Source organism: Streptomyces sp. NBC_00344 (genome assembly GCF_036088315.1).
Taxonomy (GTDB): Bacteria; Actinomycetota; Actinomycetes; order Streptomycetales; family Streptomycetaceae; genus Streptomyces.
Map to the genome: position 1 here is coordinate 1 of NZ_CP107996.1, position 26265 is coordinate 26265.

Consider the following 26265-nt stretch of genomic DNA (forward strand, 5'->3'; position numbering starts at 1 on the left):
ATCGCTGCGCGATGTGCAAGGAAAACGAATTGCTTCGCAATTCGTGAAAGGTGCTTCGCACCTTTTATTCCTGGCTCGCCAGGAATGGGAATTACGCTTCGCTTAAATTCCTGAAAGACGGGCAGGTCCGCTTCGCTCCCCTGCCTGTTCCGGCTCCGCCGGAACGGCTGGCTACAGGGCAGGGTGGGTGCATCACTGCGGGTCTGTGTAGGATCCCGAAGAACAAGCCACTCTCAGATGTTGACGGGACGTCACTCGACCCGGATGCCGGCACCCGGGTGTCGGGGTTCGAACTCCGCTTCGCTCCATTCACCCCTGATGCCCTCTCACCTCCGCATGAGGTGGTCAGTGCGTGAACAAGTCTACCCGAAAAACATCACGAGCATATACAGCTGCGCTAGAGTGGGACTCGCGCATTATCATCGTGGATCTGTATCAGTGTGCGAAGATGCACTGTGTAGAATCCCGAGTAAATCGCTACCCCCTCCGTCAGGGACCGTCACCCCTCTCGATTCTTGGAGTACGGATATGTCGAATCCGGAAAAGATCACGCTGCGGCCTCATCAGATTGAAGCTGTTGACGCCGTGGTGTGCGGTCTTGATATCCCTCCGGGCAAGCGGATTCCTTGCGATGGTCTGCGGGCCACGGTAGTGGCGGCGTGCGGTACCGGGAAGACTTTCATTGCCGCCCATGCTGCGCTGCGTCTGGCACGCAACGGGCGTGTCCTGGTGTTGCTTCCGACCTTGGATCTGCTGACGCAGACAGTGCGGGAGTGGCGCTCTGCCGGGCATACGGGTCCGGCTGTGGCGGTGTGCTCGCTGGACGATGACCCGTACATGTGGGATCTGGATGTGCGATCCACTACCAGTGCGCCGCAGTTGGCGCTGTGGCACGGGAGCGGACCGGTGACGGTCTACGCCACCTACGCCTCCCTGCCGGTGCTGGCGGAGGCGCATGAGGGTGCGTATGGGCTTCCCATGGACGTCTTTGACCTTGTGGTCGTTGATGAGGCCCACCGCACCAGTGGCTCGGCAGGTAAGGCGTGGGCTGCGGTTCATGACCAGGAGGTCATTCCGGCGATGCGCCGGCTCTATATGACCGCGACCCCTCGGATCTGGAAGGAGCGTCCGCCGCGACGGCTTGAGCGGGCCGTCTCGGCGACCGGGGGGCCCTTTGAGGGGTGGGATCGGTTGCCTCGGGAGTTGGCCTGTTCTATGGACGATCCGAAAATCTACGGCCCTGTGGTGTACGAGCTGTCGCTGGCGTCAGCGGTCTCGCGCGGGCTGCTCGCGCGCTACCAGATTGTGGTGGCCGAGTTGAGGGATCCTCTCGTGACCCCGGCCCGCCTGGCCGGCGAAGAGGGCCGGGAGGAACAGGTCCGCGGTGAGCGGATGGGCGCCCTGCAGGCCGCGCTGCTGGAGACTATGAGAGCCCATCAGCTCCAGACCACCATCACCTTCCACCACCGGACCATAGAAGCCAGTGCGTTCGCGAAGGGACTGCCCCGGGTCGCGCAGCGGTTGCACGCCTCGGATCCGGAGCGGTATCCGGAGAAGGTGTGGGCGAACTGGCTGGGCGGTGAGCACGAGATGGACCACCGGCGCTCCGTGCTCGCCGACTTCGGGCGCAGGGCGGGGCGTGCGGTCCTTTCGAATTGTCGTGTTCTGAACGAGGGTGTGGATATTCGAGCGGTGGACAGTGTGGCCCTGTTGGACTCGAAGGGGTCCGCGGTCGATATCGTTCAGGCCATCGGTCGGGCACTACGTCAGAAACCTGGGCAGGGGAAGATTGCGACACTGATCGTGCCCGTGTTTCTGGCGCCGGGTGAGCAGCCGGAAGACATGTTCACCTCCGCTTCGTATCGCCCCTTGGTGAAGGTCCTTGAAGGGCTTCGGGCGCATGATGAACGTGCCATCGAGATGCTCGCAATTCCTCAAGAAGGACAGAAGCGGGTTGTAGATCCGTCGGAAAACATCGGCCCGGAACCAGAGGAAGGCGCAGAGGAGTCGCGGCTGCTGCTGCGCTTCGCGGCCCCCCGGGATCCGGTGATGGTCGCCAAGTGGGTCAAGTTCCACGTCCTCGACACCGAACGCCAGGACTGGGCCCGCGGGTACGACGCCGCACGCCGCTACCAAGAGCGGGAAGACAGTCTCGATGTGCCCTACGGGCACCAGGAGGGCGCGTATCCACTGGGCAGGTGGCTGTCAGATCAGCGAAGGGCGTACCGGGCCGGGACTATGCCCAGCACCCGGGCGGACGAGCTGGAGGAGCTCGGGATGGTGTGGGACACCGCTGACGCCGGGTTCGAGGAGAACCTCGCCGCGGCCCGCGCCTACTACGCCGAAGCTGGGACCCTGGCCGCCCCGCGGCACGCCACTGCTTTGGACAAGCCCGTGGGGCAATGGCTGACCAACCTCCGCCGGCCCGGCGGGCTCGGCAAAGACCCCGGGCGGGCGCAGCGACGCGGCGAGCAGCTCGCCGCGATCGACCCCGACTGGAACCCCGGACTGTTGGGGTGGACTGTGGACTGGCAACGCCACCACGTGGGTCTGGCTGCCCTGCTGGAGGCCGGGGGGAAGCTCGAGGACATCCAACCCGGCGTTACTTACCGCGGCGACGACATCGGACGCTGGACCACACGGCAGAAGCGGGACTGGACACAGCTCAACCCCGAGCAACAGCGGCGCCTGGACGCCCTCGGCGTGAAACCCGCCGTACGGGCCAAGAAGGCACCGCGGCAGCCCGGTGCGAAGACCCGCGCGGAGACAGGGAAGAGCACCGACGCCTTCACCAGGGGCGTAGCAGCCCTCCAGCAATACATCGCCAGGGAGGGGAAGACCGTGGTCGGCAGAGCACACGTTGAGGAGATGCCCGATGGAACGAATGTTCGTCTAGGTGTGTTTCTCAGCAACCAAAAGAGCAGACGCGACCGCCTAAACGAACAACAACTCACCGCCCTCGCCAACCTCGGACTCGACTGGGTGGCATGAGTGGCGGCGAAGAGGGAGATGAGGCGCAGCCGGCGGGCCCGCCTCAGTGGGAGGTCCTGCTACTGACGGCGAGGCGGGCTGTTGCAGCATTTGGCCCAGCGGCTGCTGGAGTCCGCTCTCTGACCGGGTCGGGAGGCTGACCGATCAGGAAGGTTGGCAGTCCCGGCGGGGGCGAGGGTGCTGGTGTTCGTCAGGAGGGAGTCGGCTTTCGGTGATCTCACACCGGGTGCAGACCGATGAGGACACCGTAGGTCGGGGTGAAGCACAGCTCGACCAGTTGAGCCGGTAGGGGGGGTCAGCTCAGGCAGATCAGCCCGAGCACACAGATCCCCGACGGAGAGGTCGCCGCCGGTGTGGAGCTCGACTGGGATGTTCCCACAGAGCCCGGAGATCCCGAAGACGAAGTATGCGAAGTGCCCGATGTGCCCGATGTGCCCGATGTGCCTGAAGATCCCGTTGTTCCCGATCCCGGGCCGTCGGGGCGGGTGACTGGGTCGCCGGCGTACTGGTGCCGGTGGTCGTGTCGGCGGAGGGTGTGAACGCGGTCCGCTGCGCGGCAGCCTTCGTCGTCGTGTGCGGGGCGGCGCCCGTGTAGGGCTGCGCCCCTGCCGAGTCCGTGTGGGTCGCGGAGGGTTCGGGACGATGTTGCGAGGTGCCGGTCGTGGAGGGCTGGGAGCTCGTGGTCGAGGGCTTCCGGTGCTTGCCCTTCCCGGCCGGCGGGAGCTCGGCGGTCTGGTCCGTCGGCTGCTCATCGGTGCCCACGCTCGAGAGGTCCGTGGCCGTCGACGCCTGGGCGCGGTGGCCGGAACCGCTGTCCATCGATGCGACGGTCAGACCGCCGCCGACGAGCGCGACGGCGGTCGCGACCACGGCTCGGCGCTGGTTCTTCTTCCAGCGGGCCCGCTGTCGGCGCCGGGCCGCCCGCCCCTGCGGCGCGGGTGCCGGACCCTTGGCATCATTGTCGGCGCCCTCGAAATCACCGTCGGCATCGTCGAAAATACTGCCGGCGTCGTCGTGGGCGCCGTACGCGTCGGTCCCCGGTGTCGCCGCCACCTCCGGCCAGAGCACTGGGGCTGCCAGGGCCGGGACGGTGCGGCCGCCTTCGATCAACGGCGCTATGTCCGGGGCGTAAGCACCGCAACCCGGGCACACCAGGGCTCCGTTGAGGTGCCGACGACACGAGGAGCAGTAGTCCATCCGCTTCTTCCTGACGGTTTTGCACGAGGGATCGAGCGTGGGATCGAGCAGCCTGCAACGGTAACGGCGTCTTCGAAAGACCCTGTGAGGCCGATGTGGCGCTCCTGTGCGGATTCTCCGCCTCAACGCGCGAACTTCCAGGTGACATGCGAGTCCGTGGTCCTGATCACAGCCACCGGGACCCTCGGGCGAGAGGTATCGCTTGGCCCTACGCCGGGGAGGCACCGAAGGCCGGGCGGGGGTCGAGTTGCGCTGCGGGTCGGCGGACGAGATCGTGCTCAACTCGGCGCTCACCTTCCCATGTACCAGGCCGAGTGGGCGGACAACGCGGTCTCGTTCACGGTGAACTTCCGGAGGGAAGTACGAGGCGATGAAGTTCATCGAGTCGTGACTGCCGGACCTGAAGGGCACGCCCCTGATGCCTGACAGACCCGCCCGCAGAGCCCATAGGAGCGGATCACCGAGGAAGAGTTCAACTCCTCCTCGGTGACCTCGATCGAGGACTCCACGGACGTGAACTGTGCGAGCGGCGCCTGTCCGATCCGGTAGTCACGTCGTGGGCGCCCCCGGCTGATTCGGGCCGGGGGGCGTCGGCGGACTGTCGGTATAGGTGAACAGGCTGGTGCCCAGCAGCCCCAGGCCGCAGGACAAGCCGAACGCCCCTCCGCCAGCAGAGACGCTGGCGAGTGTCGATGCGCCAAGCGCGGCGGTCACGTCCTTGCAGGCATCGGCGAGAAGCAGGGACGTGATCACGCAGCAGGCAACTGCGATCAGTTTCTTCTGATTACCGGTCACTTATTCTTCCTCGACTAATGGAGGAGGGGACCGGCCAAGACAGACTCGACCGACCCCCCTTTGAACGGGCGGGCTTGAGAGGCCCCCCGTCCACAAGGAGGGGGCCTGGTCGAGTTCTGTCGTGCAGCCTTTACGACATAGCTCACGTCGCTTCGTTTTCCGGGGCGACGGCCCGGTACAGAAGACATCTGGCGGGTCTCGATGGAGGACTGCTCATCGAGTCTCTACCCCCTTCGAAAAGGGGGGTGGACGCGTTTTACCGCGTCCCGTTCAGATTAACACGCTGCGACAGGTCGAACACGCAGACGATCAACGCCCCGAACCTCCAGTTGACTTGATCAGGGGGTTCGCTGTGCAGATGGGGTAGCCGCTCCGAACGCGCCCGACCAGCCCAGGATTTGATAGGGAGCGGAGTTGGCGGCCCTACCCGTGCTGACCGGAGGCACCCGCACGGACAGGGCCGGTCTCAGGGGGTCACAAGGCGCGCGTACGACGTACCACTCAGAAGGCATGCCACCTCGATGCGGCAACGCGTCTCTGGGCATGTCCTGTCTCAAGGAAGCTAGTCGTCCACGCGACGCTGACCTGCGTGGACTAGGTTGGATGAGACGGGTGGACTTGGTTAGTTGAGACGAAAGGTCGGTGCCTGGACCGATGGGGCCCGCTGACCTTCAAAGCGTGGTGTCGTAGGGACCAGTGTGATCGGGATTGGTGACGGCCGCTTTGGCGGCTCGCTCGATCTCTGCGCACTGGGCTTCCCAAAAGGCCGCGTCGCGTTGTGGAGCCGCGTACTGGGCTGTTGTGCCTGTCGACTTGTCGAGTTGTTCGCGCAGGATGTCGGCGTGTCCGGCGTGCCGGCTGGTCTCGGTGAGTATGTGGACCAGGATGTTGAACAGTTTCACGTTGGGGCGTGGCCACCAGGGCACGTAGCCGGGAGAATCGATGGCGAGGGCGGTGATCGTCGCGTCTGAGTGCTCCCAGACGCGACGGTAACGGTCGACGATCTCCTCGCGCGTCTCGTGCTCGGTCGCCCACATGTCCGCACCTCGTTCCCCGGCATCGTCCCACCGGGGCAGAGGTTCGGGGAACGGCCGGTCGAAGACCTCGCCGAAGTACCTGGACTCCCAAATCGACAGGTGCTTGACCAGGCCGAGAAGGTTCGTGCCCGTCGAGGTCACGGGGCGGCGGATGTCGTACTCGCCGAGCCCGTCGAGCTTCCAGAGCATCGCCTCGCGAATCACTCGCAGATCGTTGTGTAGGTAGTCTTTCGCGAAATCATCGATCACGGGGCATGAGCCTGTCATGCGTCGTCTGCGGCCTCAACCTGCTGCCAGCACTGGTGCGTTATGGATACTGCGTGCCCGAGGCGTACCGCGTTGAGCAAGGAATGTCCCCCTTCAGACGCCACGATTCCAACCTCAGCAGTAGAGCAAGTAGGGGGCGATCAGGCTCCGTCGTGTCTCGGCGTCGGTGTCCCCGGGGTTGCGTGGCGGAGGGATGGTATCGCGAGGGAAGAAGGCGTGCAGAACGGCTGCGAGCCGATCCCCACCACGCTCGGGTCGAAATCCATCAGCAGCAGCCGGTCCCGCTCCAGCCACGACTCGAAGCCGACGTGCCGCCCGGTCGTCGCTGCCCAGTACCAGCCCGGGAAGTGACGCTGACCGCGCGACCAGCGAAACGTGCACCGGAGCGACCTCCTCGAATCGGCCCGTCACACAGTCCCGCAGCGGACGCCGACAGCGTCCGTGCACCGCGTCTACGGACGACAACTCGCTACATGGCTCTGCACGATCCACCCCAGCCGGTACAGCCACCCAGCACCCCCAGCGCCCTCAGTCGCGCGCCTAGGTTCGCTGAGACAGAAGTCCGGGCTGGCACTGTTACCGTCTTCCGCGCCAGTGATCAGGAATGAGCGGAGCCACACATGTTCCCCGAGACGGTGCTCCATACCGATGGACTGACCCTTCGCCCATTCAGCAGCAGCGATATCCGCGACACCCAAGTGAGCTGCTCGGACCCGCTCACCCAGCAATGGCTCCCCCTCCCTCAGCCCTACACCCTGGACGACGCCACCGCTTGGTGCACGGCAGTGGCCCCCGCCCTTCGCGAATCCGGCGACGGCATCCACTTTGCGATCACCGACTCCCACACCGGGCGGCTGATGGGCACCACCGGGCTGAAGAAGACCGACTGGCGAGCTCGGGTGACCGAGGTCGGCTACTGGATTTCCCCCTGGGCGCGCGGCAACGGCACAGCCGCCGAAGCCACTCGGGCCCTGGCTCGGTGGCTTCTGACCGACCAGCAGTTCCAGCGTCTGGAGCTCCGAGCCGCGACCGAGAACACCGCTTCCCAGAAAGCCGCGCTCAAAGCCGGCTTTCACCGTGAAGGCATCTTGCGAAACGCAGGTTACGTTCACACCGGCCGGGTCGACCTGATCCTCTTCTCCCTGCTGCCCGACGACCTCCCGACCACGACACACAGCACTCGTGCGGACGGCCGATGACACCGACGCGACATCAAAGCTCGTCCTTACAGCCACGGGACCATCCCCGCGCGTACGGGGAACAGGACGTTGCCGATGCCGTGCATGATCATCTCCCGCAAACCACTCCCGCGGAACAGGTCACCGCACTCCTACGGCGCGTGGAACTCGAAGCTCAGGCCCGTTCTTCGTCGTGAAGCGAGGGGGCATAGGAGATACCGACGATCAAGCCATCGTCCGTGAGAAGCCGGGTCACCGTCTGTCCCCACGGCTCCGTACGGGCTGGGTGAAGCAGGTCGAAGCCCGCGCGCTCAAGCTCCCCGCCAGCCGCTGCGACAGCATCTGCATCCTCGACCTCGAACTCGATCGACGCCTGAGGGACCACCCGGTCGGCGGGCCACGCCGCCGTGCCAAAGCACGCCTCGGCTGCCTGCGAGAGCGGCCACACGCCGAAGTGCTTACTGCCCGGAATGCTCCCACTGGAGTAGTAGCCATCGCCTTCACCCACCAGCGGGAGCCCAAGGGCGTCAATGAAGAGTTTGCGGCTCTGCGGCGGGTCAGCGACAACGACCGCCGTACTCGTGATGAAGGCAACGTTCATGTGACGCAGCCTATGGGCCGTAGTTCCCAGGAGGCGGAAACACCAGCCGCCCGGACGTGTCCTGTCCTACAGATGCGGGGTCCGACACCATCCCGCGAAGAGTTCCACCGCCCACCCCAAGGGCGGCCGGCCACCCAAGCACGGCGGCGAGTTCGTCTTCGGCGATCCCGCAACCTGGGGCACCGAGCAGGCCGTGACGGGCACGGACACCCGGCTCTACGGGAAGGCGACCGCGCAGGCGTGGGACCGGCTGCACCCGCGGCTAACCCGCCGGGCCGCGTGGCTCGACCACGGCGGGCCGCTGCCCGTCATCGAGAGCACCGTCATCCGTCTTGTCGTGGAGAAGCTGCCCAGCGGCGGAGTCAACAAGCCGGTCTGGCTGTGGTGGTCGCGCACCGACGCAACCGAAGCGGACATCGACCTCTGCTGGCAGTCCTTCTCGAACTCCCGGCGCAGGGCGTCGATCGCAGTGACAGTGGCGGTATTGCAGGGCACCACGACTAACTTCGCGCCCCGCTCGACTACTGCGTGAGCAGTAGTGACCAGACGGTCTGTGATGAAGGACGTGCTCTTCGGTCCCCAGGGGACACCCTCGGGATCCAAAAGCAGCAGCGGATCGAGTTCCGGGGCAAGGTACCGCAGCCAGCCGGCGGTGGAGAGAAGGCCAAGTCGAGTCGATCAATGCCACTGTGATGGCAATCAAGCTACAAGCCTGTTCCCACCACGGTTTACTGACGGCATCACGTATTGGATCGTCGTGAGTTGCCCGGGCAATTGGCGAGGGTGCCTGAGGTACGTGGCCCAGTTGGTGCTGCTGGTCGACAGCTGGTGCAGGGGACAGCAGGATTCTGGGGTGACAACACTGATCGACATGAGCGAGCGTGAGTACTTCGCCCAGTTCGCCAAACGGACCGGTATGTTCATCGGCCGCCCGTCCCTGACCGGTGTGGTGGCCTTCATAGTGGGTTACGAACAGGCGGCCCGCCGTCACGGCGGGGCCGGCCTGGACGGCTGGCGCGAGTGGTTGATGAGAAATTACGAGGCCAGCGGCAACCTCGTCTGGGAAGCCCAGATCCTGCAGGTGGCCATCCCCGGCTGGAACGGCGGATGGGACCTCTCGCCGGAGCGGGAAACACACGTCCTCAAGGTGCTCTTCGAACTGCTCGACATGTTCCTCGCCGAACGTGAGAGTGCCGCCGCCGAGTCCTGATGCCCGGCTCGTCATTGCAGGGCGCAGGTGAGGTCGACCCAGATCCATGGTGCGTGGTGCCAGGAGCGTACTTCGCCGACGACCAGTTCGACGGTGCCTCTCAAACGGGAAAGCCAGCGGCTCCCCATGATGCCGCTGACGCAAGTCCGGGGGAGAGGCGAACAGTTCAGCGTTGACCGACCGCCGTCAACGCTGACCAGGCTTCGAAGAACGGGCGGGCCAGAACGCACCGGTCACTACGAGCCGGTCAGAAAGCGTCCGGTTCCTGATGCTGCAGCTCGGATTGCTCCCGCTCACTGATGGCCGGGATGAGGACATGCCCAGGGAGGCCGTGCGCGCCGCCCGCCTTCACATGCCCGGGGGTTCGCAGATGTCACGGGCGGGGTTCCTGTCTCGTCGTACGAGGTGCAGGCAATCCTCGATCAAGGAGTAGATGATGAACCTCGCGCTGTGGATCGCTGCCGGACTGCTGGCCGCAGTGGCCCTGGCCGGCGGCATCACCAAGACATTCGTGCCCAAGGAAAGACTGGCTGCGGCCCCGGGCGGGGGATGGACCGGAGACGCCAGCGCCCGCTTCGTCAAGACCCTCGGCGTCCTCGAGATCCTGGCCGCGGCAGGCCTGATCCTGCCCGCCGCCCTCGACATCGCACCGGTCCTGGTGCCGGTGACTGCCGTCTGCTGGGTCTTGCTGATGATCGGCGCGATGATCACCCACGGCCGACGCGGCGAAGCCAAGTTCGTGATGCTGAACCTGATCTATCTCGCGCTTGCAGCATTCATTGCGTGGGGCCGCTTCGGACCCGAGTCCTTCACCGGCTGACCGGCGGCAACGACAGTGTCCGGCCAGCCAGCCCCGCTCGGGGAAGGCGGAGACTTCACGCACCGTCCGCGCACAGCACCGCGTCCATCAGCTCGAACAACTCATCGCACCGGGCGGTCAGACACTCGTAGAACTCGCCCCGGAAGCGCGTCGCTTCAGCGAACGCTTCCCTCCGGACAGCATCTGGCAGCAGACTCACCCTCACAGCCTTCGTCTTGGTCACGTGCACCGTGGTCGGAGCACAGGATCAGACGAAGCCCCCCCATGTCCGGCGAATCCCCAGGTGAGCGGCCTAGTTCGAGGTCCATTTCGGCACCGGATCCGCTGCAGCGCCGACAACCTGGAATGAGGCCAGCCGGCAAACCGATCGAAGCCCTATGCGCCCACCGTGCCTTGCACGAATCGCCGAAGGTGCGCACGCACGGCGTCGTGCTGCTCCAACCAGGGCTCGTGCCCAGCGCCCTCGATCAGCGTCAGCGGAAGACTGAGCCGGAGCGCGAGTGATTCAAGAGCCGACATAGGGCGGGGATCGTCGGCCCCACCGAGAAGCTCCGTTCGCGCGGGCAGGCACAAGCGCAGCTCGGCAAGATGCTCATCGAGCGGGTCCGCACGTCCTTCCCTGCCAAGTTCACCGTTCATAGCCCAGTTGACGGGGCGACGCCGCCGGGCACCCTGCGCGGCCCAGTGCCACCCCTGTTCGCGATCGGAGTGGTCGGTGAACCAAGCCAGCGTGAGCAGCTCGACTTCCTGCTCCTCCGTGCGGTGCGGCAACTCCTCCAAGTCGCGTAGCCGCTCCTGCTGCGCTGCGGACATACGACGGCCGCGCTCCGCCCGATCCCCGGTACGCCAATCACCGACGAATGGCCCGCACATCAGCATCATCGCGGCAACCCGGTCAGAGTGCGTCAGACAGAACCGGCTCGCCAGGTCAGTGCCGTAGGAGTGCCCAATCAGTACGACCTTGGGCACGTCCCATGCGTCGAGCAGCTCGGCGAGATCGTCGACATGCCGGGCGAAGGAATGGCGGCCCCGCCACGGGGATTGGCCCGTGCCACGCTGGTCGTACCGGTACACGGGCGCGAGGTCCGCGACCATGGGGGCGACATCGCCCAGATAGTCCGGCAGCCCCGGACCACCATGGAGCATGACCACGGGCGGCTGCCGAGTCGTGTCCCCCAGCGCCATCCAACGTAACTGCGCCTCGTCGGTCATCGACACGAGGCCCTGCGTCTCCATCAAAGTCACCGCGGAGAACCTACCAGCGTCATGAGGCTCCGCCAAATGTTAAAGAACAAGCTGAGCGCGCGCTCCGGCAGTCCCTCACTGAAGCGGCAGTAGCGCCTCTGCCGCAGCGCACTCCTGGCATGCCTGGCCTCCCGGCCGGCGCAACGCGTCGAGCGCTTCGTCCAGGTCGGCGTCGCGCCCACCCTCTGCCTCGGTGCAGTCGTGGACATGGACGACCTGACCGAGCGTCCTGCGGCGGTTGTCGAGCAGCGGCACGACGCGCCATCCCCACCGCGGGCCGGCCGGAGCCGGCTCCTGATCCGGCGGCAGACCGCGGATAGGCACCTGGTCGTACCGGACACCTTCGAGCGGCCGCAACTGCTCCGGAGACACCCACACCCGGTACTCGGCCGCGATGACCTCCGCCTGCTCGTGGCGCCACATCGGCACCCCGACCTGGTAGCGCCACTCACCGCTCTCCACCTGCCGTCGGGCATACAGACGCCCCCGGATCTCCTGCCGATCCGGGAGCACGACCGTGATGCTCGGCGGCGGACCGGCCGCCATCTACGTCGCCGCCCCGGCAGGCCCGGTGACGGCCTTGAGCCGCATCCGGGCCTCGCACAAGGCCGCCGCCCGGGCTCCCCCAATCACGGGTGGGTGCCGACCCGGGCCGACGTATCGAGCAGCCGGGCGTGCAGATCCTCAACCTGCTGGCGCTGCTCGGATGTGTACCCGGGCGACGCCGGGAGCGGATGGTTGCGCCGATACCAGTGCTCCCTGTCCTCCACCGCCTCGACCGGCTCCACCGACCGCGGCAGCTCCCGCAACAGCGCCTCATACGCAGCACGAGTCACATGGAGCTCCGTCTGAGCTGCCCGGAGATCATCAGGAAAGGGGTACATGGTCACACGGCAAGGGTGCGCGTGTTCGATTAATGATCGCTGGACGCCACTCCCAGAGTGACCACGTTCTTGCCCCGCCCTCGACGGGACTCTCGAGACCCTTCGATCCCGAGGAACGCCACCGTGTGGCCGCTGCCGCACAATACTGGGCGTTCCGCGTCGGCCCCGGTGCCCAGCTCAGGCAGCTCGGCCGGTGATTGATCCGGGGCCGGCGGGCCGCAGCCGGACCCGTGCTGTGGGCTCGATCTCGACGCCGGCGGCACTGGTGCCGAGGTGCCGGTAGCCGTGTTCGCCAGGTGTCTCGTACTCCCATTCCAACGAACGCGTGACGACGCTGGTGATCGGGTGGTCACGGTAGTACCGCGACCAGTCCGACCAGAGCCAGGTGCGCTTTTCAAAGGCCGCGGTGGTGAGTCGGAGCCGCTCTGCGGCCAGGGTCTTCACTATGTCTTGAGCGTGAAGCCGCACCCCGTCGACGCTTTCGGCTCGGGTCCGCGTCTTGTAGCCGGTGGGGGATCGGAAAGGTGCCGTGGTGCGCGTGCGCGTTGCTTTCTCGTCGTCTATCCAGTCGACGGTCACCTGCCCGCTGTCGTGGACCGTGATGACCGCGTCAAGCGCGGCGTTCCACCAGCGTGCGCCGCGCCCGATCCAGCCGAGCGTCAGCGTCCCGTCCGGTTCCAGTCCATGACGCGGCACGGTGCGTTCGGCCAGCTCGTGGGGCGGGACCCCGGCGCGGGTGGCGGCCTTCTTTACGGACTTCACCAGGACCTTGTGCGAGTGCCGGGCCGGGACGACCCAATAGTGCAGTGCCCATAGTTCCTCCAATGCGTCCCGGCCGGGCAGTTCGCCCAGGGCCATGAATGCGGCGCCAGCGATGTCGTCGTCCACCCGGTAATAGGTGTCCATGGCCTGTGCGTTCTTCCGGCCCACCACTGCGAGGTTATCGGCGAGTTCGCTTGTATCCCCAGCGAGCCAGCCTGCGGCGAGCGTTGCACCGATCGCCAGGCTCCGAGCCGGGGAAGGCGGCTTCGCCTGTCCGAGCTCTCTGATGACGTGTCGCGGATCGGTCATTCCGTGGAAGGAGCCTGACTGGGCCAGTTCCCGGACAGCGTACTGGACCAGCTCGCGGGCGCCGGATGTCTTGAGCAGGGCCTTGGCTCGACGCTTCCAGACGGTGTCGACCTTGTAGCGGTAGTCCCAGAACTCGGAGGTGGTGCCCAAGTGCAGGACCAGGTCAGTCAGCTCTGCTGACAAGCCAGTGAATCGGTGCCGTGTGCGATTGCTCCAGTCGTTTCCGGGGTCGAACGGGTTCTGTACAAGATCGGTCATCCTTCGATCCTGCCCCAGGGCACTGACACGAGCAGCGCCGTTCGTCAGGCGCGCGAGGAGTCAGGGGCGGCCATGATGGGGCCCGACACCGCCCTTGTCGCCGCAGCCGCAAGTAGTTACTCAGCGCTAGACGCCACCTGGCGGTAGCTATACGAGAACAGGGCCAAGAAGGCGCCTCCGTGACCGCTCATACCTGGACTCGTTAGCAGCCCATGAAGATCACTACGCGTGCGATCGCCGCTCTTGCCCTCACGGTGGCTGCGTTGTCGTTGGCAGGACCCGCCTTTGCAGATCAAGCTCCAGGCTCGAGCAGCCACAAGGGCGTGAGGGTCAACTTCTGGCAGGGAATCTCGGTTACTGATGAAACCGGAGAGGAGTTTGAAGTCAGCAGCGGCCAATAACGCCGCTGAACTCCTGCCCGCCCTGGTACGAGCCGATCAACGCCCGTGCCGGGGCGAAGTGCTGTAGCAGGACGGGCGGACAAAGTACCTGCCGGAGCTGGCAGCCGGCCGCGACTCCTTGCTGCCGAGCGACACCCCTGCTTCGCTGCCCGCGCCACGATGATCTGGTGCGATATGCAGTGCAAGGCGCTCAAGGCCGCCGGTACCGTCCCGCTATGACCATGCCATCGCGTCCTCGTTTCTCCGTCCGTACAGGAAGATCCGCGCCCACCTTCGACGGACCGCATGAGGGGGCGCCCCAGTACCTCGTCGAACCCTTGCAGTCGTGGGTGTCCGAAGCGTTCGGGTTCCGTGGAGGAGTTGACACGGAGGCGGTCCGCACCGTCCTTCTGCTGACTGCGTCTCCCTCCATCTCAGGAGCATTCAGGCGTCGCCAGGTACCTCGAACCTTTGACCAGCTCCACCGATGACGCTCTGCTCGACGTGGTGGACCAGGTGCTGGACCTCATTGGCGAGGGCCGCCTGTCCAAGGGCTGGGTTGATGCCCTCGTGAGGATTTTGAACGAGGGAGGGTCGGCGTATCGCGTGGCGGACACAGGCGACCGCTTGGAAGAGCGCGTCATGCCAGCCGTGGGCGACGCCGTACAACAGACTGTCGCCGAAGCGACGTCTCAGACTGGCTCTGCTGGCTCTGCTGGCTCTGCTGGCTCTGCTGGCTCTGCTGGCTCTGCTGGCTCTGCTGGCTCTGCTGGCTCTGCTGGCGAGCATCTGACCGCTGCGTGGCAGGCCGCTTACGGGCGCATGCCAAAGCCAGTTCACGCCTACAGCGAGGCCATCAAAGCTGTGGAGGCTGCGGCGCACTCGGTCGTACAGCCCAACAACAGCCGGGCCACTCTGGGCACCATGCTCGGTGAACTACGCAACGCTCGTCAGAAGTTCGGCACTGCCCTATCGACCATGTCGGGAAAGGACCCGCTGGCGCCGATCGAAGAGGCAATGCGCGCCTTGTGGGAAGGGCAGACACACTCCCGCAGATAATAGGGCGTTATCCGTGGGAAGACTTCAGACGGGTCCGGTCTCCGACGCTCCGTCAGCCGTCCACCAGGACTGATCAAGGCTTAGCGCCAGTTTTCGTTCCGATGTTCCCCAACCCCCGATATGGCTGTGGCTCATGGACGACTACGAAGTCTGCGTCTCCCACTCGCTGCTTCGCCACTTCATCCGCCGGCGCTGCCCTCGAAGGCCGCCAGGCAGGCCCAAGTCCAAGCTCAACCAGGCACCGTGGCCGGGGACCACACGCCGAACCACTGCTCGGCGCCCCACTCCTCGAACCGTTGCACCTCGGTGAACCCCAACTTCGCCGCGAGGCGCATCGAGCGGACGTTGGCAGTCTGAGTGCAGAGCACCACCGGCTTGCCAGGAAGCACGTTGGCGAACCAGCCGAGCGCCGCCGCGCACGCCTCGGCGGCATACCCGCATCCCCACGCCTCCGGCAGGAACATATAGCCGAGCTCCGCCTCCCCGGCGTCCGGACGGACGGGCCCTGGACGCTCCGCGTCGCGCCGATCCAGCGTGATCGAGCCGATCATCGCTCCGTCGAGATCGATCACGAAAAGGCCAGGGCGCCGACCGGGCAGTTCAGGCACCGCGCGTTCGAGCTCGTCACGCGGTCGAGGGCCACCGAGATAGGTGCGCACCTCTGGCAAGGCGAACAGTTCAATGAATGCCGCACGGTCCCGGACCTCGGACTCGCGGAGCACGAGCCGTTCGGTCCTTATCGGGGAAGGTGGCCAGGCAACGGGTCCGAGCTCAGTCATGGCGGGCAACCTATCGCAGCTGATGAGCGGGATCCGCAGGGAAACTCCGTCACGGGCAGGCACTCGGCCAGCAAGTCGACGACGTCGCGCCAGGCTCGCTGCGCGTGCTGTGGGTGGTAGCCGACGCCGGGGGCCAAGGGGTGGTCGACCGGCGGGTGATGGAAGGCGTGCAAGGCGCCGCCGTAGACAGTGAGGCGCCAGTCGACGCCCGCGGCCTGCATCTCGGCGGTGAACGCGTTCCGTTGCGCGGGCGGCATGATCGGGTCTTCCGACCCCGGTGCCGTAGCCGATGGCGGCGGTCCGGTCGGGGTCGGTCCGGGTTTCGGTGCGCAACTCGTCGAGCGCCGCATGGCCGATGCGTCGCATCCGGTCGGGATCAGCGAGCAGTGGCATGCAACGGGCCAGCATCTCCTCGGGGTCACCCAAATAGCGCCCGCCGTGAAGGTCGAAGGCCAGCGCTACATACCCCAGCTCGGCGAGAGCATCGGCCCGGCGGCACTCGACGTCGCTGAGCCCCATGCCCTCTGGCCCGAGCAGCACTGCGGGCCGGCGGTCGACACCGGCCGGGAGCGCGAGGTGCCCGATCATCGTCAAACCGTCGGCCGAGTACTCGACCGTACGCGTCGTAATCGTCGTCATGAGACTGGACTGTAGTGATCGTCGAGCCCTGTCCGGCCGGTGTTCTGTCGCTGGCAGAACAGCGTAGGTGTCCCTCTGAAATACGGGACGGGCCCGGCGCTCGGGGCTTCAAGATCATCCCGCCCCTTTTGAGCTTATCTCGGCGATCCCCTTTGATCCCCGTGGGTTCAAGGAAACCGAAGGTCCTTCAGCCTGAACCCGCAGGGACACCGGTCTGCTTCAGGTCGGTAGATCCGTGGGTTCGGTTGGAACGCGAGGGTGCTGTGCAGGGCGAAGAGCTTCGGCCGTGACCTCGGCGTCGACGCGCTGCGTTGACCTGGCGTGTGCATTGATCAGCCGCCTTGACGGACGACCTGAGCAGCCCATGAAGGAGCTGCGCGCGTACGCCCGCGAACACTTCCAGGTGCAGTAGCGGGTCAGAACGGAGAGCCAGCCAGCAGCGGACCATCCATGGGGTGTGCGGCAGCACGAGCGACCGTGCGACTGGGGAAGAGTCGGTGTTTCAACCCTGCGCTATTCGGCTCGGTGGGTGGGGGCGAAGAGCAGGTCTTGATCACCTGTGGGTAGGTTCGGGCCATGACTGGTGACTGGCGGATGGACAGGATCGGGGCTGCTCTGCGGGGCCAGAATCCGACTGTGCTGCGGCGGCTTGACTCTGGCTTCGCCGCGATCGGCGACGTTCAGTTTCTGCCCGGGTATTCAGTTCTCCTCGCGGACGAACCGGATGTTCAACGGCTATCTGACCTGCCTAGGGCCAAGCGACTGTCGTTTCTGTCCAACATGGACCAACTCGGAGAAGCGGTTGAGCGGGCCTGCCGGCGGCTGGACCCCGGCTTCCGCCGGGTCAACCTGGAGATCCTTGGCAACACAGACCCGTTCTTGCATGCCCATGTCTGGCCGCGATTCGAATGGGAGCCGGCCGAGCTAGTAGGCAAGCCGGTGTGGCTGTATCCGCGTGACCGGTGGAGTGACGAGCAGTTCAGGCTTGGCCCGCAACACGATGTGCTGCGGGATGCGATCAGCAGCGAACTGGACTGCTTGACCCACGGCTAAGCCCCAAGTCGTGTGGCGAAGAGGTCCCGTTCTGCAGTGAGCATGTACCCCCAGGCGGGTGGGCTCGCTGCGGCCCAGCCGGCGGAGCGCGACCTGACCGGTATGAAGTCGGGCGTGATCAACCACCTGCTGCGCGGTGCGGCCGCGCTCTCCCTCATCGCTCTCGCCAGCCCCGCCTCCGCATCCCCCGCTGCGCCAGTCACGAGGCCACCCCCCTGACGCTGAAAGCCGAGGGTCGGGACAGCAACCACGCCACCTTGCAGGCCGCGACCCTCTACGACCCTGTGACGACAGCACACCGCCGATGGCCACCCGCGTGAACTGCGCGCGGATGGCCATCAGACGCCGTAGGTCACGGGGCTACTGGCCCCAGTACTGCAGCTGTCGAGACCGCTTCACGCTGCTCGCGTCGTGCCGGGGTCTCAGGAGCTGCAGGTGTCGAGCACGGAGGTCAGGGCGGTCTTCTCGGGGTCGGTGGTGGTGACGTTGACGACGGATTTGATGTGGGTGTAGTCCTCGCAGTAGGTGCACCAGAAGGCTTTCAGTCCGCGGGTCCCGAGTCGGACTTGGAGCTGTTGGACGAGGACGAGGCGATGAAGAGCTGATCCTGCTTACCGTCGTCTACGCCGACGACGACCAGGCCCCCGACGGTGTTGGCCATGGCGCACACATCCTTGGCGAGTTCCTTCCTGCCCGCGTCGGTGCCCCGGTAGAAGTCCCTCTTCCAGTCAAGGTCGACGCCTTCACCTCTTGCCCGGTCACAGCCCTGGACGTCCGCGCAACCCCCTCGGCCTCGCCGACACCTTGAGACACCACGGTCTGCCCGCCCGCGCTGCACGGAACACCGCCATGATGGACGCCCTGATAGACCTGCCGCCCATGGTCATCGCCGACCTGCTCGGCATCCACCCCAAGACAGCCGAACGCTGGGCCACCCTCGCCGGCGGGAACTGGTCCGAATACTTGGCAGCGCGACGGGCCGACCCGTAGAGCTAGGCAGTTGAGCAGGGCAGTGTTCCGAGTCTGCGCTATCGGGGGATGGTGAGCAGGATGCGGCCGTGGGCACCGCCGGCGTCGACGCGGTCGTGAGCCTTGGCGATGTCGTCCAGCGGGTAACAGTCGCCGACGGCGGCGGAGGTGAGGTCGCGGGCGGGCTGGCGCTTGGCCTCGCCGGGAAAGTCGTCGCTGCCGAGCAGCCGCAGGGTGACGTTGTTGAACAGCAAAGGCCAGAAGGGGATCTCAGTGCGGTCCGAGCGGGTGGCGTAGGCGGCGATGACGGCGTTGTTGGCAGCGACGGCGTTGTCGAGATCGGCGTTGTCGGACAGCGCGACCTCGATGATCCGGTCGACGCCCTGCGGCGCGTACGCGCGGATGGAAGCGGCGGGGTCGCCAGTGTCCAGGGCGATGGCGTGGGCGACGGCCGGGTCGACGTGGTTGAGGTCCGCGGTGCGGCGGACGGTGGCGATCACGGTGGCGCCGGCCCAGCGAGCGAGCTGGGCGGCCAGGGAGCCGACGCCGCCGAGAACTCCGTGGACCAGAACCAGTTGGCCGTCGACCGGGCCGTCGGCGAAGACGGCGCGGTGGGCGGTGATGCCGGAGATGCCGAAGCTCGCCCCCAGCTCGTCACTGAGGTGGTCGGGCAGAGGTCCGGCTTGGTGGTCAGGTACGACGGTGTACTGGGCGGCGGTGCCGAAGGGGCGGTAGGACTGGGCGCCGTATACCCAGACCCGTTGTCCGACGCGGTGGGCGTCGACTTGGGGGCCCACGGCGTCGATGACTCCGGCGGCGTCGCTGTACCCGTGTCACGGTGACTGTGGCGTGCCTTGTGGTCCCCCGGCCAGTACCTCCACTGGCCGGTCGCGCTGCTTACGCACGAGGTTCTTCTCCTCCGGCGCTATCTCGTCCGGCTTAGACCATGTCCTACATGGTGAGGTTGAGGAACCGTCTGTAGCAGCAGAGCGTGGCGGCGAGTCCGAGAAAGGCCAGGTAGTTGCCTGGATTCCGCTCGTAGCGGTGGTTGAGTCTGCGGTAGCCAGTCAGCCAGGACATGGTGCGCTCGGTGACCCATCTGCGTCGGCCGAGCCGCTCGCTGGACTCGACTCCCTTGCGGGCAATCCGGACTCCGATGTGCTTGCCCCACAGCCATTTACGCAGGTGAGGGACGTCGTATGCCTTGTCAGCGTGAGGGCGGACCGGTGTGGATTCGGCAGCGTGGGATTCGTGTCCCATGTGGAAATGGGACAGCAGTCTTGACCAGTGTCGAAGATCATCGCGTGGTCGATGTCCTCCCGACGCGTGAAGCCGGGCCGCTGGCCGCGTGGCTGATCCGCCACCCCGGCGTGGAGATTATCTGCCGGGACCGGGCGGGCGCCTACGCCGAGGGGGCCCGGCGCGGGCCCCCGACGCCTTGCAGGTCGCAGACCGGTTCCATCTGTGGCAGGGCCTCGGCCGAGCCGTGGAGACCTGCGTCGCCGCCCACCGCGACTGCCTGCGCAACCGCCACATCCTGGATGCTCCCGCACCCTGCGCTCGGTCCTGGCCACGGACACGGGGCAAACCGAACCGGAACCGTCCAATCCGTACGGGCTCGTCGCACCCGCACTGGCCCGCCCGTCCGTGAGCAGACGGGGCGCGCTCGGACTGGTCGGCGCCGGATCGCATGCGCTGCTCGTCGTGAGTGCCGGGCAGAGCATCGAGGCTCCCTGCGCCGCACCGCACTGCTCGCCCCGCACAACCTCGATCCCCGGCCGGCCCCGAACGGCCTTCAGATCAACAAGCGCGCGAGCGCCGTTGGCATCAGGGCCTCCGACATCGGCCCCGGCTGGTGGGCGCGGCCGCGGTCGTGTCGGGAGGGGCGTTGGCAGCCATGGGGATATGGTCGCTGTAGGCGCGACCGGTGCGTACGCACTGCGAACGCGTGAGCGCCAGGGGCACGTGTGTGCGGCCTCAAGACGACAGCCAGGTCCGGGACAGCACAGGACCGGGATACCTGATGGAGTGCCATGACCTCAGCGGGTTCCGGGCAGCAGCAGCCACGTGCACGCGCCGCCGTTGTGGCACGTCGCGGCAAAATTTGGCTCGTGCCGACCATCCTGTCCGCGCTGGTGGCACTGTTCCTGTCGCTGCTCTACATGGGTGGCATTCTCAACTTGAGGGGGAACCTGCACCACCTCCCGATCGCCCTGGTCGATACGGACCAGGGCCCATCGCTGCCAGGACAACGCCAAACCCTGGGCGAGCAGTTGAGCCGGGCAGTCATCGCATCGACCCCAGCGGGCACTGTGCAGTGGCGCCGAATCGACCAGGCCCAGATGCAGGACCAGCTGGCGTCGGGCAAGATCTACGGCGCTCTGATCGTCCCAGCGGATTTCACCGCATCGGTGGCGGCGTTGACGACCCCTCGGGCTGCGGTACGGCCCGCCCTCACCGTCCTGACCAACCCCGGGCTGGGGAGCCTGGGCTCCTCACTGGCCAGCCAGATCACCCAGGGCGCTGCTCACCAGGCGTCCTTGACGATCGGCCGGCAGCTGACGGCCCAGGCAACCGGGAAGGGCTCCGACACCAGGCTCCGCGTGCTCCTGGCCGACCCGGTCACCGTCGCCACCCAGGTGGGCCGTCCAATCGGCCGGCACAGCGGCGTGGGCCTGACGGCCTTTTACTACACGCTGCTCCTGGTACTCGGCGCGTTCGTGGGCGGGAACGTCATCAACAATGGGGTCGACGCAGGCCTGGGCTACACCGACAACGAGATCGGGCCCTGGCACAGCCGGCGGCCGACGGTCCCGATCAGCCGCACGCAGACGCTCCTGCTGAAGATGCTCATGACCGCGGGTATCGCTGTGCTCACCACCAGCCTGATTCTGATCACTACGGTTGCGATCCTGGGCATGGACGCCTCGCACCTACCGCTGCTGTGGGCCTTCTCCTTCTGCGCGAGCCTGGCTGTGGGCCTGGGGGTGCAGGCCATCAACGCTGCCTTCGGCGGGATCGGCCAGGTGGTGTCCATGTTCGTGTTCATCGCACTGGCCCTGCCGTCCTCCGGGGCAACGGTGCCCCTGCAGGCCGTTCCTGTTTTCTACCGCTTCCTGGCACTGTTCGAACCGATGCGTCAGCTGAGCGACGGCGTGCGGGCCATCCTCTACTTCGATGCTCGGGCCGACGCGGGGCTGAGCCGCGGCTGGAGCATGATCGCGATCGGCATCGCCACCGCCTTGCTCTTCGGGTTCGCCATGACTCGCTACTACGACCGCAAGGGGCTTCACCGACTGACTCCGCGGGCCGCTTGAACGGGGCGCCGGGCGCTGCGTGCACCGCAATTGCTGCCAGGTCCCCCTGCGTGCTGGCGAACACCGTGGCGGTGCAGAGCGGGCCGAGGACGCGGAATCGCGTGTGCCCTGAGCGGCCCGGAGCCGCGGCGGACGTGGTCCGGCGTGTCGGCGCGGGTGTCCGCCTCGGTCGGTGGGAACCGCGGTCGTCGGGCCAGATCTCGGGCGCGGGCCAGACGCGAGTGGTCTTCGATGGCCGCGTGCACGTCGACGTAGCCGATGCGAACATCGGGACCACCGTGTCGCTGCCGCGCTCGCACTACGGCACCAGCACTACCGCACGGCCAGCGACCTGCTCGGCAGCCTGCACCGGGGGCGCTTCCCCGAGGCCGAACTGCGGGCCCGTGGTCTGCGGACGGCTGCGTCGGCGCCCGGTCCGGCCGCGCGTCGCGAGCTGACGCCGGACCCGGCCCCTGGGTCAGTCCGTGCGCTGCTGCGGTTCGGGCTGCCCGATGCCGCTCTCGGTGAGAGCGGTGCGTGCGGCCTGGAGCAGTTCTTCGGAGATCGGGGCGCCCTGGGTGGCGCGGGCGAGGACAACGGCACCGACCTTGGTGCAGAACTGCGCAAGGCCGTCTTCCTCGCCGGTGGCCAGCCGAGCGGCGCGGTTCGGTACCCCGTTGGCGAAGACGTCGTGAGCGCGGGCGGCCTGGTCGGGCTCGCGCCCCAGTTGGCGGCGAATCCGGAGATGGGGCACCCGTGCCCGGCGTGATCGCGTGCCAGACCGAGAGGTAGTCCTCGATCAGCGTCCGGGATTCAGCAGCAGCCACGCGCCTGTTAGGTTCTCCGTGGGGGACGGGTCGCCGTCGTGCAGGGGGTCACCGGTACCCGGTCGATGTGATCTCGCACTGCGTGTGGCTGTACTTCCGGTTCCCGCTCAGCTTCCGCGAGGTCGAGGAGCTGATGCTCCAGGGCGGCGTCATCGTCTCCTACGAGACCGGTGCGCCGCTGGTGTCTGAAGTTCGGCCGGGCGTGCGCCAACGCGCTTCGCCGCCGCTGGCCCCGGCCCCGGCCCCGGCCCCGGCCAGGCGACAAGTGGCATCTGGACGAGGTCTTCGTCAGGATCACCGGCGAGCTGAAGTATCTGTGGCGGGCCGTCGACCAGGACGGCAACGTCCTGGACATCCTGGTGCAGAACCGGCGGGACACGGCTGCGGCCAGGCGGTTCTTCCGCCGCCTGATGAAGAAGACCAGGGCGGTTCCGCGGGTGATCGTCACGGACAAACTCCGCTCCTACGGCGCGGCCCACCGCGAGGCGATGCCGTCGGTGGAGCACCGATCGCACAAGGGCCTGAACAACCAGGCGATCCACACCAGCGCGACACCGTGGCGAACTCACCCAGACCACGCCAGGTCAGGTGCCCGGCCAAGCGGTGGGCGGCCTGGGCGACCAGCACCACCACGACCAGGTCGTGGAACAGCTCGAGCGGGCCGACCACACGCTCACGCGGGTGCGCGCCATGGGCGCGCGGAGGCCGCCACAGCTGACGGCGCAGCCGGGCCCAGTGATCACGTCCCGAGGTCACACCCGCAGCGTGGATCGTTAGCGGACGAGAGCCTCGGATACGGCCCACAGACGAGCCGCGTTGTCCCGGTCCAGGGCGTACGGCGCGACGCCGGCGGGGGCACCGGCTCGCTCGGCAACCAGCTCGGCCTGCGCACAGTCCTCGAAATAGCGGCCGGTGATGCCCTCCGCCGTCGGTGAGGCGGCCAGCAGTACCGAGGTCGCGGCACCCTGCTCCACCGTCTTGCCGGGCGGCAGTGCGAGTTCACCCGAGGCGATAAAGGCGGCCACCTGCTCCATGTCGATGTGCCGGGCCAGGGACGTGTCCGCGATGTTGCCCGGCATCACCGCGTTGGCGGTGACGCCGTCGTCGGCCCATCGCTCGGCGGCACCGACAGCGAAGAGGGCGTTGGCGGTCTTCGACTGCCCGTAGGAGGTCCACGGGTCGTACGGACGGAAGCGGTAGGCCAGGTCGTCGAAGACGACCGGTGAGAAGAGATGGCCGAGGGAGCTCACCGATACGACCCGTGCACCCTTCGCCGCTGCGAGCGCCGGACGGAGGCCGGTGGCGAGGGCGAAGTGGCCCAGGTGGTTGACGGCGAACTGCCATTCCTGCCCGTCAGGTGTACGGGTGAGCTGCGGCGTGGCCATCACTCCCGCATTGTTGACCAGGATGTGCAGCGGGCCATGCCAGGCCGCCACGAACTCCGCGGCCGTCGACCGGTCGGCCAGATCGAGCCGCCGCACGGTCAACTTACCTGCTTCGGAGGGCAGTTCCTCTTCCAGGCGTGCCGCCACGCGGGCCCCCGATGCGGTGTCCCGCACGGCCAGGGTGACGTCGGCGCCCGCCGCGGCGAGCACCCGGACCGTCTCCACCCCGATTCCGGAACTGGCTCCGGTCACCACGGCCCGGCGGCCGTGCAGGTCGACACCGTCGATCACCTCGGCGGCTGTGGTGCTCGGCCCGAAGGAGAGAGGGCTGTGAGGTACGGACATGAGTTGAATCTCCTGACTGGAAATGACTTCAGAAAACCGAGCCGCACGAAGTCTGTAGCTCGTCCGCCATGCGCGTTCGGCGACTCGGCGATCGGGGTCGGGCGGCGCCCGCCTACGTAACGGTCGAACTCGCCGTCCGGAAAGCGGGGCGCTCCGCCTGTTTCGGTGACGAGGGGCGGTTGCCTGGCAAGATGCCGCAACGAGGGGGGGTGCCGGGCGATGTCGAGGACCTGCTCCTACGGGCCGGCACGACGTTCGACCGCTTGCTTCCCTTGTACGGGCCGATGGGCTGCATCTTTGCCCATGAGAACAGCCGGGGCGTGCCTTCGCGACCGGACGCGGAGGCGTGGGAACAGCGAAGTGGCCGACGCACAGCAGCGCGGCCGGGCCGCTCCCGGGTCAGCCCTGCGCGATCCGGGAGACGTGCTCCCAGTCGGCCCAGGTCTGAAGGCGCTGGGCGTAGACGGGGTCGATGATCTCGATGGGTTCTGTACCGAACAGCACCCGCAGCGGCGGGTTCTCGGCATCGACGATCTTCAGCAGGGCGGCGCCTGCGTCGGCGGGGTCGGCATACCGGGCGTCGCCGAAGCGGGCCGCGATGTCCTCGCGGACCTGGTCGTAGGCGGGGTTCGGCTGGGCGTGCGCGGCGGAGGAGCCGGCCCAGGCGGTGGTGAAGCCACCTGGCTCGACGACAGTCACCTTGATCCCGTGTCCGACAACTTCCTGGGCAAGGGACTCGCTGAAGCCCTCGAGCGCCCATTTGGACGCGTGGTACGCGCCCAGCGACGGGAACGCGGCGATTCCGCCGACGGATGACACCTGCACGATGTGGCCGCTCCTCTGCGCACGCAGGATCGGCAGGACCGCCTGGGTGACCCAGAACGCGCCGAAGAGGTTCGTCTCCATCTGGTCGCGCAGCTGCTGCTCGTTGATCTCCTCGATCATGCCGAACAGTCCGTAGCCGGCGTTGTTGACCACGACGTCGAGGCGGCCGAACTTGTCGTGCGCGGCGCCCGCCGCGGCTGCGACAGCCGCTTTGTCGGTGACGTCCAGCGCCAGCGGCAGGACCGCGTCGTCACCGTACTTGGTGACCAGATCGTCCAGTGCGGCCACGTTCCTGGCGGTCGCGGCGACCCTGTCGCCACGCTGCAGCGCGGACTGGGCGAAGGCACGCCCCAGGCCGCGCGACGTACCGGTAATGAACCAGACCTTGCTCATGACTTCTCCTTCGGGGTCGGCCTCCCGGAACTGACCTCCCGGGGCCGATTTCACCGTAACCCACAAAGTTAGACTCGTCCAAATATACACTCGTCCATAAATCAAAACGTACAATGCCGCACATGGCAGGAACCATGAATCTGCGAGAGCGCAAGAAGCTGGCGACCTGGCGCGCCATCCGCTCCGCCGCCCTGGCACTCTTCGACGAGTCGGGCTTCGAGACCACGACCGTCGAGCAGATCGCGGCCGCAGCGAACGTCTCGCGCGCCACCTTCTTCAACTACTTCGCCAGCAAGGAGGCTGTTGTCTTCGACCAGGACCCCGAGGAGCGGCGCCATTGGCAGGCCCTGATGAACAACCGCCCCGCCGACGAGCCCCTCTGGGACTCGCTGACCGCCATCTTGACGGGGTTCTGCGAAAGCCTGCGCGAGCGCATGCCGCTACAGCGCCGACTCAAGACGCAGTCACCCGCCCTCGCCCAGTCGGGCCAGAGCTTCGGCGAGCAGTTCTTCACCGATCTGCGGAACTGGGTGGCGGACCGCACCACCAAGTCAGACGAGTTGACCGCGACCTTGCGCCTGAACCTCGCCGTGGCCGCCACCCACACCGCCTATCAGACCTGGCCCGAAGACGAGTCCTTCGACGTTTTTCTACGACGCCTCGAACACTGCCTCCTCCAGACAGGCTCCGGCGCGCCCTCGGCGCGACGCGCGTCAGGCGCAGTGGGCGAGGCGTCGCAACTGCCCTGATGCGAGAGGGAC

General features: G+C 66.9%; 22 protein-coding genes and 8 pseudogenes. 12 read left to right on the top strand and 18 right to left on the bottom strand.

Translation table 11 applies throughout. From position 1 onward, the window contains the following. Nucleotides 1-402: 402 nt before the first annotated feature. On the top strand, nucleotides 403-2991 hold the full coding sequence (locus tag OHS16_RS00005) for a Helicase associated domain protein (RefSeq protein ID WP_443042528.1): 2589 nt from the start codon (nucleotides 403-405) through the stop codon (nucleotides 2989-2991). A gap of 776 nt (nucleotides 2992-3767) precedes the next feature. Here the strand turns inward: OHS16_RS00005 and OHS16_RS32000 are convergent. From OHS16_RS32000 to OHS16_RS00015, 3 genes and pseudogenes are all read right to left on the bottom strand, one after another. Further along, nucleotides 3768-4188: pseudogene (locus tag OHS16_RS32000) on the bottom strand (SCO2400 family protein); the annotation flags it as partial. 549 nt (nucleotides 4189-4737) lie between these two features. Further along, entirely contained in the window at nucleotides 4738-4983 is a 246-nt protein-coding gene (locus OHS16_RS00010) for a hypothetical protein (protein ID WP_328535049.1), read from the bottom strand. Between the two features lie 671 nt (nucleotides 4984-5654). Next, the gene (locus OHS16_RS00015; RefSeq protein WP_328535050.1) at nucleotides 5655-6269 is read right to left on the bottom strand and encodes a DinB family protein; all 615 of its coding nucleotides are present in this window, start codon (nucleotides 6267-6269) and stop codon (nucleotides 5655-5657) included. Nucleotides 6270-6907: 638 nt separating this feature from the next. Between OHS16_RS00015 and OHS16_RS00025 the strand changes: the two genes are divergently transcribed. Next, nucleotides 6908-7486, top strand: a complete 579-nt coding sequence (locus OHS16_RS00025) for a GNAT family N-acetyltransferase (RefSeq protein WP_328535051.1) — start codon at nucleotides 6908-6910, stop codon at nucleotides 7484-7486. 154 nt (nucleotides 7487-7640) lie between these two features. Here OHS16_RS00025 and OHS16_RS00030 read toward each other — a convergent pair whose 3' ends face one another. Beyond that, nucleotides 7641-8066, bottom strand: a complete 426-nt coding sequence (locus OHS16_RS00030) for a VOC family protein (RefSeq protein WP_328535052.1) — start codon at nucleotides 8064-8066, stop codon at nucleotides 7641-7643. Between the two features lie 124 nt (nucleotides 8067-8190). Here OHS16_RS00030 and OHS16_RS00035 point away from each other — a divergent pair. The 3 genes and pseudogenes from OHS16_RS00035 to OHS16_RS00045 form a co-directional block, all read left to right on the top strand. Continuing rightward, a pseudogene (locus OHS16_RS00035) lies at nucleotides 8191-8505 on the top strand (NF041680 family putative transposase); the annotation flags it as partial. A 414-nt stretch (nucleotides 8506-8919) separates the two neighbouring features. After that, nucleotides 8920-9276 (top strand): hypothetical protein, encoded by a 357-nt coding sequence (locus OHS16_RS00040; RefSeq protein WP_328535053.1) that lies wholly within the window; start codon nucleotides 8920-8922, stop codon nucleotides 9274-9276. 436 nt (nucleotides 9277-9712) lie between these two features. Next, nucleotides 9713-10096 carry a DoxX family protein gene (locus OHS16_RS00045; RefSeq protein WP_328540656.1) on the top strand — a complete coding sequence of 128 codons (384 nt, stop codon included), beginning with the start codon at nucleotides 9713-9715 and terminating at the stop codon, nucleotides 10094-10096. Between the two features lie 55 nt (nucleotides 10097-10151). Here OHS16_RS00045 and OHS16_RS00050 read toward each other — a convergent pair whose 3' ends face one another. The 5 genes from OHS16_RS00050 to OHS16_RS00070 all read right to left on the bottom strand — a co-directional run bounded on the left by OHS16_RS00050 (nucleotide 10152) and on the right by OHS16_RS00070 (nucleotide 13554). Continuing rightward, complete coding sequence (locus OHS16_RS00050) at nucleotides 10152-10295, bottom strand: hypothetical protein (RefSeq protein ID WP_328535054.1); 144 nt, start codon at nucleotides 10293-10295, stop codon at nucleotides 10152-10154. Nucleotides 10296-10471: 176 nt separating this feature from the next. Beyond that, a complete protein-coding gene (locus tag OHS16_RS00055; RefSeq protein ID WP_328540657.1) occupies nucleotides 10472-11332 on the bottom strand; it encodes an alpha/beta fold hydrolase in 861 nt (286 codons plus the stop codon). Between the two features lie 84 nt (nucleotides 11333-11416). Next, nucleotides 11417-11854 (bottom strand): DUF6233 domain-containing protein, encoded by a 438-nt coding sequence (locus OHS16_RS00060; protein ID WP_328535055.1) that lies wholly within the window; start codon nucleotides 11852-11854, stop codon nucleotides 11417-11419. A gap of 116 nt (nucleotides 11855-11970) precedes the next feature. Further along, nucleotides 11971-12177, bottom strand: a complete 207-nt coding sequence (locus OHS16_RS00065) for a hypothetical protein (RefSeq protein ID WP_328535056.1) — start codon at nucleotides 12175-12177, stop codon at nucleotides 11971-11973. A 225-nt stretch (nucleotides 12178-12402) separates the two neighbouring features. After that, entirely contained in the window at nucleotides 12403-13554 is a 1152-nt protein-coding gene (locus OHS16_RS00070; RefSeq protein ID WP_328535057.1) for a DUF4132 domain-containing protein, read from the bottom strand. A gap of 851 nt (nucleotides 13555-14405) precedes the next feature. On the opposite strand from OHS16_RS00070, the gene OHS16_RS00075 reads away from it, so the two are divergent. Beyond that, nucleotides 14406-14993: a hypothetical protein gene (locus tag OHS16_RS00075; RefSeq protein ID WP_328535058.1), complete on the top strand. Its 588-nt coding sequence runs from the start codon at nucleotides 14406-14408 to the stop codon at nucleotides 14991-14993. Between the two features lie 230 nt (nucleotides 14994-15223). Here OHS16_RS00075 and OHS16_RS00080 read toward each other — a convergent pair whose 3' ends face one another. Both OHS16_RS00080 and OHS16_RS00085 read right to left on the bottom strand, forming a co-directional pair. Further along, nucleotides 15224-15772, bottom strand: a complete 549-nt coding sequence (locus tag OHS16_RS00080) for a GNAT family N-acetyltransferase (RefSeq protein WP_328535059.1) — start codon at nucleotides 15770-15772, stop codon at nucleotides 15224-15226. Beyond that, nucleotides 15769-16411 (bottom strand): annotated as a pseudogene (locus OHS16_RS00085) (dienelactone hydrolase family protein). Before OHS16_RS00085 ends, OHS16_RS00080 begins: the two are co-directional and overlap by 4 nt. 576 nt (nucleotides 16412-16987) lie before the next feature. Here OHS16_RS00085 and OHS16_RS00090 point away from each other — a divergent pair. After that, on the top strand, nucleotides 16988-17464 hold the full coding sequence (locus OHS16_RS00090; protein ID WP_328535060.1) for a diadenosine tetraphosphate hydrolase: 477 nt from the start codon (nucleotides 16988-16990) through the stop codon (nucleotides 17462-17464). Between the two features lie 36 nt (nucleotides 17465-17500). After that, a complete protein-coding gene (locus tag OHS16_RS00095) occupies nucleotides 17501-17683 on the top strand; it encodes a hypothetical protein (protein WP_328535061.1) in 183 nt (60 codons plus the stop codon). A 445-nt stretch (nucleotides 17684-18128) separates the two neighbouring features. On the opposite strand, the pseudogene OHS16_RS32005 reads toward OHS16_RS00095, so the two are convergent. Continuing rightward, nucleotides 18129-18302: pseudogene (locus OHS16_RS32005) on the bottom strand (hypothetical protein); the annotation flags it as partial. 11 nt (nucleotides 18303-18313) lie between these two features. Here OHS16_RS32005 and OHS16_RS00105 point away from each other — a divergent pair. After that, the gene (locus tag OHS16_RS00105) at nucleotides 18314-18454 is read left to right on the top strand and encodes a hypothetical protein (RefSeq protein WP_328535063.1); all 141 of its coding nucleotides are present in this window, start codon (nucleotides 18314-18316) and stop codon (nucleotides 18452-18454) included. Between the two features lie 38 nt (nucleotides 18455-18492). Here the strand turns inward: OHS16_RS00105 and OHS16_RS00110 are convergent. Both OHS16_RS00110 and OHS16_RS00115 read right to left on the bottom strand, forming a co-directional pair. Continuing rightward, nucleotides 18493-19260: pseudogene (locus tag OHS16_RS00110) on the bottom strand (zinc-binding dehydrogenase); the annotation flags it as partial. A gap of 124 nt (nucleotides 19261-19384) precedes the next feature. Continuing rightward, a pseudogene (locus tag OHS16_RS00115) lies at nucleotides 19385-19660 on the bottom strand (transposase); the annotation flags it as partial. Nucleotides 19661-20535: 875 nt separating this feature from the next. On the opposite strand from OHS16_RS00115, the gene OHS16_RS00130 reads away from it, so the two are divergent. Further along, entirely contained in the window at nucleotides 20536-21750 is a 1215-nt protein-coding gene (locus OHS16_RS00130) for a DUF3533 domain-containing protein (RefSeq protein ID WP_443042724.1), read from the top strand. Nucleotides 21751-22207: 457 nt separating this feature from the next. Here the strand turns inward: OHS16_RS00130 and OHS16_RS00135 are convergent, their stop codons facing one another. After that, nucleotides 22208-22483, bottom strand: coding sequence for a hypothetical protein (locus OHS16_RS00135; RefSeq protein ID WP_328535065.1), 276 nt, complete (start codon nucleotides 22481-22483; stop codon nucleotides 22208-22210). A gap of 77 nt (nucleotides 22484-22560) precedes the next feature. Between OHS16_RS00135 and OHS16_RS00140 the strand changes: the two are divergent. Continuing rightward, a pseudogene (locus OHS16_RS00140) lies at nucleotides 22561-23164 on the top strand (IS6 family transposase); the annotation flags it as partial. Here OHS16_RS00140 and OHS16_RS32010 read toward each other — a convergent pair. The 3 genes and pseudogenes from OHS16_RS32010 to OHS16_RS00155 form a co-directional block, all read right to left on the bottom strand. Then, nucleotides 23163-23360 (bottom strand): annotated as a pseudogene (locus OHS16_RS32010) (hypothetical protein); the annotation flags it as partial. The pseudogenes OHS16_RS00140 and OHS16_RS32010 overlap by 2 nt on opposite strands. Further along, nucleotides 23330-24286 carry an SDR family NAD(P)-dependent oxidoreductase gene (locus OHS16_RS00150; RefSeq protein ID WP_328535067.1) on the bottom strand — a complete coding sequence of 319 codons (957 nt, stop codon included), beginning with the start codon at nucleotides 24284-24286 and terminating at the stop codon, nucleotides 23330-23332. The gene OHS16_RS00150 and the pseudogene OHS16_RS32010, both read right to left, overlap by 31 nt. Nucleotides 24287-24685: 399 nt before the next feature. Continuing rightward, a complete protein-coding gene (locus OHS16_RS00155) occupies nucleotides 24686-25504 on the bottom strand; it encodes an SDR family oxidoreductase (protein ID WP_328535068.1) in 819 nt (272 codons plus the stop codon). A 122-nt stretch (nucleotides 25505-25626) separates the two neighbouring features. Between OHS16_RS00155 and OHS16_RS00160 the strand changes: the two genes are divergently transcribed. Then, nucleotides 25627-26253 (top strand): TetR/AcrR family transcriptional regulator, encoded by a 627-nt coding sequence (locus tag OHS16_RS00160; protein ID WP_328535069.1) that lies wholly within the window; start codon nucleotides 25627-25629, stop codon nucleotides 26251-26253. Nucleotides 26254-26265: the final 12 nt, after the last annotated feature.